This window comes from Lentibacillus sp., from assembly GCF_035301925.1.
Lineage (GTDB): Bacteria > Bacillota > Bacilli > Bacillales > Amphibacillaceae > Lentibacillus.
On record NZ_DATGTI010000132.1, the window covers coordinates 1 to 10,041 of the forward strand.

The 10,041-nt window shown below is 42.4% G+C and carries 11 protein-coding genes; all 11 read right to left on the reverse strand.

What is annotated here, in order from left to right; all coding sequences use genetic code 11:
- Positions 1 to 183: Rnase Y domain-containing protein (locus tag VK080_RS11045; protein WP_324224824.1), on the reverse strand; the 183-nt coding region annotated here is incomplete at its 3' end.
- Between the two features lie 432 nt (positions 184 to 615).
- The gene (recA, locus tag VK080_RS11050) at positions 616 to 1,653 is read right to left on the reverse strand and encodes a recombinase RecA (RefSeq protein ID WP_324224825.1); all 1,038 of its coding nucleotides are present in this window, start codon (positions 1,651 to 1,653) and stop codon (positions 616 to 618) included.
- Between the two features lie 177 nt (positions 1,654 to 1,830).
- Complete coding sequence (locus VK080_RS11055) at positions 1,831 to 3,075, reverse strand: competence/damage-inducible protein A (RefSeq protein WP_324224826.1); 1,245 nt, start codon at positions 3,073 to 3,075, stop codon at positions 1,831 to 1,833.
- On the reverse strand, positions 3,072 to 3,650 hold the full coding sequence (gene pgsA, locus VK080_RS11060; protein ID WP_324224827.1) for a CDP-diacylglycerol--glycerol-3-phosphate 3-phosphatidyltransferase: 579 nt from the start codon (positions 3,648 to 3,650) through the stop codon (positions 3,072 to 3,074). Before pgsA ends, VK080_RS11055 begins: the two co-directional genes overlap by 4 nt.
- Positions 3,651 to 3,729: 79 nt before the next feature.
- A complete protein-coding gene (locus tag VK080_RS11065) occupies positions 3,730 to 4,659 on the reverse strand; it encodes a helix-turn-helix domain-containing protein (protein WP_324224828.1) in 930 nt (309 codons plus the stop codon).
- A 17-nt stretch (positions 4,660 to 4,676) separates the two neighbouring features.
- Complete coding sequence (locus VK080_RS11070) at positions 4,677 to 5,462, reverse strand: DUF3388 domain-containing protein (RefSeq protein ID WP_324224829.1); 786 nt, start codon at positions 5,460 to 5,462, stop codon at positions 4,677 to 4,679.
- Positions 5,463 to 5,679: 217 nt separating this feature from the next.
- Entirely contained in the window at positions 5,680 to 5,943 is a 264-nt protein-coding gene (locus VK080_RS11075; RefSeq protein ID WP_324224830.1) for a DUF3243 domain-containing protein, read from the reverse strand.
- A 69-nt stretch (positions 5,944 to 6,012) separates the two neighbouring features.
- On the reverse strand, positions 6,013 to 6,735 hold the full coding sequence (gene ymfI / locus VK080_RS11080) for an elongation factor P 5-aminopentanone reductase (protein ID WP_324224831.1): 723 nt from the start codon (positions 6,733 to 6,735) through the stop codon (positions 6,013 to 6,015).
- A gap of 9 nt (positions 6,736 to 6,744) precedes the next feature.
- Positions 6,745 to 8,028, reverse strand: a complete 1,284-nt coding sequence (gene yfmH / locus VK080_RS11085) for an EF-P 5-aminopentanol modification-associated protein YfmH (RefSeq protein WP_324224832.1) — start codon at positions 8,026 to 8,028, stop codon at positions 6,745 to 6,747.
- A complete protein-coding gene (gene yfmF / locus VK080_RS11090) occupies positions 8,021 to 9,310 on the reverse strand; it encodes an EF-P 5-aminopentanol modification-associated protein YfmF (protein ID WP_324224833.1) in 1,290 nt (429 codons plus the stop codon). Before yfmF ends, yfmH begins: the two co-directional genes overlap by 8 nt.
- Positions 9,311 to 9,433: 123 nt before the next feature.
- A partial coding sequence (locus VK080_RS11095) for an ABC transporter permease (RefSeq protein WP_324224834.1) occupies positions 9,434 to 10,041 on the reverse strand: 608 nt, incomplete at its 5' end.

A 10,041-nucleotide genomic window follows, 5' to 3' on the forward strand; every position in this document is an offset into this window, starting at 1 on the left:
AAGAAGTGCCTCTTTTTTGGCAGCATCTGCGTTCCGATGTGCCTCATCCACTATTTGTTTAGCTAAATTCTCCGCACTGGAAATTTTAGCTTCTGCAATAGTTTTACGAATCAGATAACCAACAACAATACCGACGATCAGGATTACGGCAAGCAAAATGGAGATGATTAAGGGATTATCCATGATTTCACCTCCCATTGCTATAAAGTTGTACAATTGATTCATTATTGTCGGCATGTACAATGTTCAATAATAAATAAATTATTGTATAATATAATAGAAAATTATACAACTTAATTTTACTGATACTGTTAACCAATGTCAAGAAATCGTAACAGTTATTGCCCTGAAATAAAAGCAAACTTTTTTCAGCGGGTTCTTTTCCCCGTTAAAGAAGAAGAACACAGAATCAGTGCTTGAGTGTCCGTATTGCAGCACTTTTGTGACCTGCATCATGCAGGCTCGAACAAATCGGACCTGTACAGCCGGTTGCCCCACACAACTTTCAAATTTTACGATTATATGAAACTTACTGCCTGTTAAGGCGGGATAAAAAAATAAGTCCTTTACTGGCCTGTTCCAGCAAAAGACTTATTCAAACATAAATGACAGCAATTAAACATCCAATCTTTCCTGATTACCCCCTTGAGGTTCATCTTCCGGTGCATCATCCATATTATAATGGGAACGGATAGCATGATGAATTTCCAGTTTAACGTCCTCATTTTCTTTCAGGAACTGTTTGGCATTCTCCCTGCCTTGCCCAAGCCGTTCACCATTATAGGAATACCATGCACCGCTTTTTTCAACGATATCCAATTGTGAACCTATATCCAAAATTTCGCCTTCTTTGGAAATCCCTTCACCATACATAATATCGACTTCTGCTTGTTTAAACGGTGGAGCCACCTTATTTTTGACTACTTTTAATCTGGCCTTATTGCCCACCATATCGTTTCCTTGTTTAAGCGTCTCTGCACGGCGCACTTCCAGTCTGACAGACGAATAGAACTTAAGAGCACGTCCGCCCGGCGTTGTTTCCGGATTACCGAACATGACACCCACTTTTTCCCTGATTTGATTGATGAAGATGGCCGTTGTTTTGGATTTGTTTATAGCCCCGGAGAGTTTCCTTAGTGCCTGGGACATCAAACGTGCCTGCAGCCCGACGTGTGAATCTCCCATTTCACCTTCAATTTCCGCTTTCGGAACCAGTGCAGCTACCGAATCCACTACAATAATATCGACCGCTCCACTGCGCACCAACGCTTCTGCTATTTCCAGTGCCTGTTCACCAGTATCTGGCTGTGATAAAAGCAGTTCTTCAATATCGACACCAAGAGCCCGTGCATATGTCGGATCAAGCGCATGCTCTGCGTCAATAAACGCAGCTTGTCCACCTTGCTGCTGAGCTTCAGCAATCGCGTGCAGGGCAACCGTTGTTTTACCTGATGATTCCGGCCCGTATATTTCGACTACACGTCCTCTTGGATAGCCGCCGATTCCGAGAGCAACGTCCAAAGCGAGCGAACCACTTGGAATCGTTGCAACCTTTTGTCCTTCCTGCTCACCGAGTTTCATGATCGAACCTTTGCCAAACTGTTTTTCAATCTGCTTTAACGCCATATCTAAAGCCTGTTTTTTATCTCCCAACGAGCTTACCTCCTTATAAATGAGCTAGTTTCATCATACTCTTTTTTTAACCATTTGCCAAGAATAAAACGAATAGACGTTCCCGTTTTTTGATGGCAGTTATTTTGCTATAAATGAATTTTAATAGATTACGAGCCGAAAAAATTGAATTTTTACGAAAAAATCGATTCAATAAATTCATTTTAACAAATTGAATAAAAGTTCATAGCCTTTCATAACCGCTCGGCTTCGGATTGATTGCCGATCACCCTGAAAATGATACTTTTTGACCAGCTGTTTTCCCGATTGATCGTGCAAGCCAATATATACAGTACCTGCTTCATGTCCCTCAATACTGTCAGGTCCTGCCACACCGGTAAAACCGATGCCTATATCAGCATCCAAGCGTGTACAGGCATTTTCTGCCATAGCCTTGACACATGCCTCGCTGACAGTGCCATATTGCCGTATGAGACCTTCATGGACACCCAGCACGTTCTCCTTCACTTTCGTATCATAGCAGACAATTCCACCAAGGCACACGTCGGACGCGCCGGGTATTGAAATCAGTTTATCCGTGAACATGCCCCCCGTTAAACTTTCAGCTGCCCCAACTGACTTACCTGCCTGTTTAAGCAACATAAAAACCATTTCTTCCAGCGTTTGGTCATCAGTCCCATAATAATGGCGACCAACCCGGTTAAGGATTTCCTGTTTTGTCTGTTCAATCAGTTCAGCAGCATCGTCATCAGTCGCAGCATTAGCTGTCAGCCTAATAGCTACACCTTCATTCTGGGCCAAAGGAGCGATTGTCGGGTTCGTTTGCTGCTGTATCAAATCACTCAGCTCGTGTTCAAGACGTGATTCACCAATTCCAGTGAAACGGAGCATGGTTGATCTGATTACGTTCCCTCCCCCTGTCAGCTGATGCAGATGCGGCAGCACACGATCGGTCATCATTTGCTTCATCTCTCTCGGCACACCTGGTAAAAAAATCCACGTTGTACCCTCATAGGACAGCATCATTCCCGCTGCCATCCCAGTGTTGTTTTCGATCACATCAGCCTCGGCAAAAACACGTGCCTGCTTTCTGTTGTTTAGTGTCATATTTGATTTCTGTTTACGGAAATATGCTTCAATTTTCTTCATGGTTGGTTCATGTTCCACCATTTCCATACCGGTTATTTGCTGAAAAGCCTCCCGGGTCAGATCATCTTCTGTCGGACCCAGCCCACCGGTAACAATAATAATATCAGCCCGATTACCCGAAATCCGGAACTGCTTTTCAACCCGGCTGAGATTATCACCGACAACAGCATGGTGGTGCACATTTATTCCAATCGAAGCCAGCTTTTCAGAAATCCATTGGGCATTCGTATTGGCAATTTGCCCGAGCAATAACTCTGTACCGACTGCAACAATTTCAGCATTTACGTTTTTCACTTTGAATCCCTCATGACATGCCAGTTTTTTACAAAATAATCATAGCCTGACGCAACGGTAAAGAATAATGATATATACAGCATAATTGTGCCGAACGGGATTCCGATATAAGAAAATGGAAAATTATGTAACAACAATATGGCAATGGCTATCATTTGAGTTGCTGTTTTTAATTTTCCCATATTTCCTGCCGCGAGCACAATTCCCTCACCAGCTGCCACAAGACGCAACCCGGTTACGGCAAATTCCCTGCTGATGATAATGACCGCAATCCATCCCGGAGCCAATCCCAGTTCTACAAGTAAAATCAGCGCCGCAGCCACGAGCAGCTTATCGGCAAGGGGATCCAAAAATTTTCCCAGATTCGTAATTAAATTATGTTTCCTTGCATAATGCCCATCAACCCAATCGGTTGCTGCTGCAATGATAAACAATAAAGCGGCTGCAAAGTGCGAAACAGGCAATACCGCTTCACCAATACTCCATTCACCCCAATTGAATGGAACAGACAGCAATATCATAAAAATTGGAATTAAAAGAATCCGCGAAAGCGTCATCCTGTTTGGTATATTCACGCCATTTCCCTCCTGCATGTAAAACCCTTCCCCATATTGTAAGGAAGGGTTTTACAAATTTACTGCTATTTGATTTTAACTATTCCCCTGAACGATTGATGTTAACCCAAATTTTTTGAAAGACTTCTTCATCAGGATCAACCGGATATTCCAATGCTGCGCCATCAATCGTTATGTCTAAAGCCGGTGCACTACCGATACTGAACCATACACGATCCGAACTGGATAAATCCACTTCTACCGGTGAGTTGTCGGCATTCACCATCCCTGAAAATAAAGATTCCCCGGCATCATTTTGCACATCAAGCCACGAATCTCCTGTTACCTCAATGGTTGCAGTTACATCGTCACGCGCATTTTCCAATGTAAGTGTCGATTCGGGCGGACTTCCTGTGCCTTTTTCTTCCACAACGAATTCAGGCTGAGAATCTTCCTGCTGAGATTCCGTACTTTCATCTCCGTCATTTTCGGAGCCGGAATCATTTTCTGAATCATCTTTGGCCTCGGACGCATTATCGTTTGTCTGGCTATCCCCCTGATCATTTTCATCATTATTATAGGTTACCTCGTTTTCCTCCTGTGGTTCGACAGGGTCCGCCGAATTTTCTTCAGACATCGAACCCTGTAAAAAAAGCCAGATAACAAAAATAATGCCTATCACCAGCAGCACGACTATGACAGTTGGTATAAACGAAAATACATTTGTGTTTCTGGTTGGGTTATTATCTTTGCGTGACCGGCGGATATGCGAATATTGTGCCGTACTTTCCTCTTCAGGTTGAGGAACTTCCGCTTTATATTCCTCAAGCAGTTCATTGGGATCAAGTCCGACAGCTGCAGCATATTCTTTAATAAAAGCACGCGCATAAAACGTTCCCGGTAATATTTTGAAATTTCCCTGTTCAATTGCCTCAAGATACCGCTTTTGTATTTTCGTTGTCTCCTGTAAACTTTCCAGCGATAAATTTTTCTCTTCTCTCGCTTCTTTCAGTCTTTCTCCGATTTCCATGCATAACACCGTCCATGTTAAAAATTAAACATTGAAAAACCGTCTTCCTGACTAAAATTGTTGTTTAACGGCTCATATGTAATTTCCTCATCTTCATCGCTGCGAAGTTCAATGATATAATCAAAATCATCCAGTTTATATGCCGTTGCCTGGACGAACATATCCGGGTGTTCAACAACTTTGATGGCAGGCAGCTGCATAATTTCCCTAATCAGCTGCCAATGTTGTTCATTGGCTCGGCGTGTTGAAACAATTCCATCAATAATATATAAATTATCATGATTATATTCATCTTTAATAAGCTCATTCCGGATCGTCTGTTTAAGCAATGTACTAGAAACGAACAACCATCGCTTATTGGCAGAAACGCTTGCTGCTACAACCGATTCTGTTTTACCGACACGCGGCATCCCACGAATCCCGATTAATTTATGCCCTTCTTTTTTAAACAGCTCGGCCATAAAGTCAACTAAAATCCCCAAATCATCTCTGACAAAGCGGAATGTTTTTCGGTTATCGGCATCGCTTTGGATATACCGCCCATGTCTTACTGCAAGCTTATCACGCAATTTCGGTTTGCGGATTTTTTTGATTTCGATTGTATCCATTGTTTGCATAATGGATTTAAGTCTTGTTATCTCTTCTTCCCTGGATAGCAGCAGCATCCCGCGTCTTGCAGCAGCAACACCATTGATCGATATGATGTTAATGGAAAGCATCCCCAAGAGGGAGGAAATGTCGCCTAATAAACCAGGTCGATTATATTGTAACTCATATTCAAGGTACCATTCTGTTTTTTCCATAGCAAACCCCTTTAACAGGCATACTGATTTAAAATCGTTATATTCGTTCAAAAAGGAGAATAACAACAAAGAAATTCGACGTGTCATTATTACCGGACTTTTTAACATCCTCTATTACTATAATAAAGTATTTTATGAATGAAGAAAAGAAGATTATGGCGATAACCCGGAAAAAAATAAAGAAGCTGCATCTTTTGCAACTTCTTTATTTTGTGAATTATGCATTTCCCTGGTTTTCATTTTGTACAAGCTTAACCATCGCACTGGCAATTGCTTGTCTTTCGTCCTCGGATGCAGCAGTCCAAATTTCCTGCAAAACAGCTTCTTCACTGTTTTTGGCATCCGTATTGGCTGCCAGATAGTCGCCAACCTCGTAGGCCATATTCGATATCGTTTGCTGTCCCATCCCTTGAGATTGAGCCTGCTGCAGTCTGTCGGCCAAAAAAGCTTTCCATGTGTCAAAATTATCAAGAACGGACATAACAATCTGCCTCCTTCTATATTTTACATGGATAGTATTTGTTTTATTGTCTTGTTTATACATCGCTTTTTAGGACTTCCAGCCGCCGCTTACGTGGATAATTTCCCCATGGATGTAGTCAGACTGTCCATTCATGAGAAAACTGACGGTATTGGCGACATCTTCTGCAGTTCCGGGCCGGTTCGCCGGGATGGCATCGATGATAGTTGCTTTTTCTTCAGCCTGCAAATGCTGATTCATTTTGGTATCGATAAAGCCGGGACTGACTGCATTCACGGCTATACCGGAAGGCGCAGCTTCTTTCGCCAGGGCTTTCACGAAACTGTTCTGTGCACCTTTAACGGATGAATAAATCACTTCATTGCCGGCACCTGCTTCTCCCCATACCGACGTAATAAAAACAATTCGCCCTTGTTTCTCCCGTATCATTGCAGGAATTAAATGCTTGGTAATCATCCAAGGCGCTTTCACATGCAATGTCAGCATGAAATCCATTACCTGTTCATCCGTATCCTGAAATAATCCGAAATGTGCTTTGCCACCTGCAAAAACAATGCCATCGACCGGAAAAACGAGCTCATTTAAAAGACGATTGATACCCGTCTCTTCACTTAGATCAGCTTGTATTTCCATCAAAATGGATTCGTTGTTCAATCGCAACCGGTTGGTTTCCATTGCCTGTTTATTCTGATTATAATGCAGCATCAACTGCCATCCATCCCTGGCAAGTCTTTTGGCGATGGAAGTGCCAATATCGCCGCTTGCACCGATAATCAATACATTTTTCCCCATCAAATTCCCCTATTCATTTACTATTTTGCAAACCGCTATACGCTCATCACTAGCCCAGTCCCTTACAAATGTATTAAAGTCTTCCAGCGTCAATGACTGAATGAAAGGAATAATGTTGAACAAATCAACACCTACTGTATCGTAATGAATATATTGATTGGCCATAAACTCCAATGAATTCATCGCCCTCAGTAATTGCCCGATTTTCTTTTTCTTCATCCGGTCAACTTCCTCGGGCGTGAATACAGTGCGCCTGGCGGATTGGAGCTGCTCACGGACGTTATCCGCAAAACGATCCGGTTCATTGGTGTTGCCGCCAATGAACGTATAGCCAAAATTTTTCTCGAGCGTTGTTTCAAAATAAAAACTGGCATCAATCAGCTGCTGATCATAAAGCTGCTGATAAAATGGACCGCCTTTTGAGTAATGATAATCGACAACCATACTTTGAAGCAAATCTTTCTTTAAAAAGTCGTCACCACTCAATTCCGCAGCTGACTCTTTGATGCCAACGGTACATTTCGGTATAGATACAGGCATTGTCATTTTATTCTCTTTTTTGGCTGCCGCAACGGATTCACGAGGGTATTCCCGCTTGATATCATTCAACTTGGCAAAGTCCTTGGAGGCCTGATTACGCTTGATCAAATCCATCATCTGCCACGGGTCAAAATTGCCGGCAATGAACAACGACATATTTTCTGGATGATAAAATGTGTTGTAGCATGTATATAAGTCATCCTTCGTAATCGATTGAATGGAATCAACCGTACCCGCAATATCAATTTTAACCGGGTGCTGATGGAAAAGGGCCCTCAATGTCCCCATAAATGATTGCCAGTCAGGCTGATCATTATACATTTCAATTTCCTGCGCAATAATGCCTTTTTCTTTTTCGACCGAGTCATCCGAGAAGTATGGATCCTGAACAAAATTAAGCAGTGTTGTGACATTTTTTTCAACTTGATTGGTAGCTGCGAATAAATAGGCTGTTTTGGTGAAAGAAGTGTACGCATTTGCTGATGCTCCTTGCTTGCCGAAATCAGCAAACACATCGCGGTCTTCTTTTTCAAACATTTTATGCTCCAAAAAATGCGCAACACCTTCCGGAACAGTAACCTGTTTTGTTCCATTAATGGGCACAAATGTCTGGTCAATCGATCCGAAATCAGTGGAAAATATGCCATACGTTTTGGCCATTTCGGGTTTAGGCAGCAGAAAAACCGTCAACCCATTTTCCAATATTTCTTTATAGACGGTTTCTTCAATATGGTTATATGCCTGCTTATTCATCCGTATCACCCTCTTGATTGGTCAATAAGTAAACCGTATCCAAATGCAATTTATTGGCGACTTTTATAACCTCTTCTTTACTGACGTTTTTGATACCCTCAATTAATGTATCCGGGGACAGGTCCGTTTCACCGACAACCTGTTGATAAAGCAGTTCGACCATCCCTTTCGAATGATCCATGGTTTCAAGCAACTGATTAACAATTAGTTCTTTTGTATCGACCATTTCTTCTTCGGTAAAATCACCGTTTCGCATCGCTTCCATCTGCAGTTCAATGATTTCTCGAGCCTCGTGGTAATCATTTGGTGCGATGCCGCTGAAAACAAACAGTAATCCTTTATGGCTTTCAAACCGTGACGCTGCATAATAAGCAAGACTGTTTTTTTCCCGTACATTGATGAACAATTTGGAACTTGGGAATCCACCAAACAATCCATTAAACACATGTAAGGCAAAATAATCGTCATCACGGAAAGTTATGTGGGTTCGGTAGCCAAAGTGCAATTTTGCCTGTTGGACAGGCTGTTTTTCAATGACGACATTCGGCTGATTGCGATATGTTTGTGTTTCGGGGGCAGCTTGCATCAGCCCGGGACGGCCATCGCTCTGAAATGCTGAAAATAGCTTGGCTTTCATGTCTTTGGAAGTAATATCCCCTGATACATAAATATCCAGCTGATCTTCCTGTAACATTGACTTATAATACATATACAAGCTTTCTGCCGTAATCAATTCCAGATCTTCTTCATAACCATGTACATGCAAATTATATCGTTCATCATGACACATCTCGTCAATAAGCCGCATATTAGCAAATTGCATTTTGTCGTCTGTAATGGCATTTATTTTTTGTTTAAGTGTGTCCTTTTCCCTTGCTACAACAGCCGGGGGAAAACTACCATTTGTATGATTTGGATCGTAAATAATCTCCTTAAATAACTCAATAGCTTCATCCATGATGGAAGATTCATCTGAAATAAATTTTTGATTGGCCGTTTCAAGGCGGATGGTCATTATATGATAATTGCCTTTTTTGGCACCGTTCAGTGATAAGACAGCACCGTATAAACTGTCCAACTTCCTTTGCAGTGTACTTCGATCCGGATAGGTCCGGGTTCCCTGCTGCAGGACATATGGCAGCAAAGCACGCTGCGTTATCGTATCTCGTTTCAGTGGTGCTTTAAATTTAGCTGTGATTGATATCGTTTTGAACTTTTCGGTTGGCACAAAATGAAAATTGATGCCATTTTCATTCACTGTCTCTTCATAGGTCCCATTCATTAAGAAGCCTCCTTTATGTATATGGTTGCATCTGTAAGTTCTTAGTGTGGCTTGTATTCCTTATATTATAGCAAAAAACCTGAGCTGCATAATGTAGCAACTCAGGCTGGTTGTTGCACAAGATTACCTTGTTCCTTTGATATAAGGCTCACCGTTGGCTTTTGGCGCTTCCGCACGGCCGATGAATCCGGCCAGTGCCAAAATCGTTAAAACATACGGCGCAATGAGCAGGAATACTTGAGGTACATCTTCAAGTACCGGCACACCGCCGCTGATAACACTTAGGCTTTGGGCAAAACCAAAGAACAAAGCAGCTCCCATCGCACCCAGCGGATGCCATTTACCAAAAATGACCGCTGCCAGGGACATAAAGCCTTGACCGACGATAGTCGCATGCGAGAAGTTCAAGGCGATTGTCAATGCAAAGACAGAACCGCCTAAACCCCCAAGAGCACCCGAGAGAATAACAGCAATGTAACGCGTTTTATAAACATTTATGCCATTCGTATCCGCCGCCATCGGATGTTCTCCGACTGAACGGAGGCGCAGGCCAAAGGGGGTTTTATAAAGGACGTACCACGCAGCAAACGCTAAAATGATTGCCAAATATGATGTCCAATAGATACCTTGGAAAAATATTGGTCCAATTACCGGTATATCAGCAAGAAATGGTATATCCTGGGTGAAAAACTGGTGTGACACCATATCCGTCTGACCCCTGCCATACCACT

What these genes read in the sequence shown, in the direction of transcription:
- yfmF (WP_324224833.1), bottom strand. Translation starts at nt 9,310, where the DNA reads ATGAATGGGACCTATGAAGAGACAGTGAATGAAAATGGCATCAATTTT.
- VK080_RS11070 (WP_324224829.1), bottom strand. Translation starts at nt 5,462, where the DNA reads ATGGAAAAAACAGAATGGTACCTTGAATATGAGTTACAATATAATCGA.
- VK080_RS11065 (WP_324224828.1), bottom strand. Translation starts at nt 4,659, where the DNA reads ATGGAAATCGGAGAAAGACTGAAAGAAGCGAGAGAAGAGAAAAATTTA.
- ymfI (WP_324224831.1), bottom strand. Translation starts at nt 6,735, where the DNA reads ATGGGGAAAAATGTATTGATTATCGGTGCAAGCGGCGATATTGGCACT.
- yfmH (WP_324224832.1), bottom strand. Translation starts at nt 8,028, where the DNA reads ATGAATAAGCAGGCATATAACCATATTGAAGAAACCGTCTATAAAGAA.
- VK080_RS11075 (WP_324224830.1), bottom strand. Translation starts at nt 5,943, where the DNA reads ATGTCCGTTCTTGATAATTTTGACACATGGAAAGCTTTTTTGGCCGAC.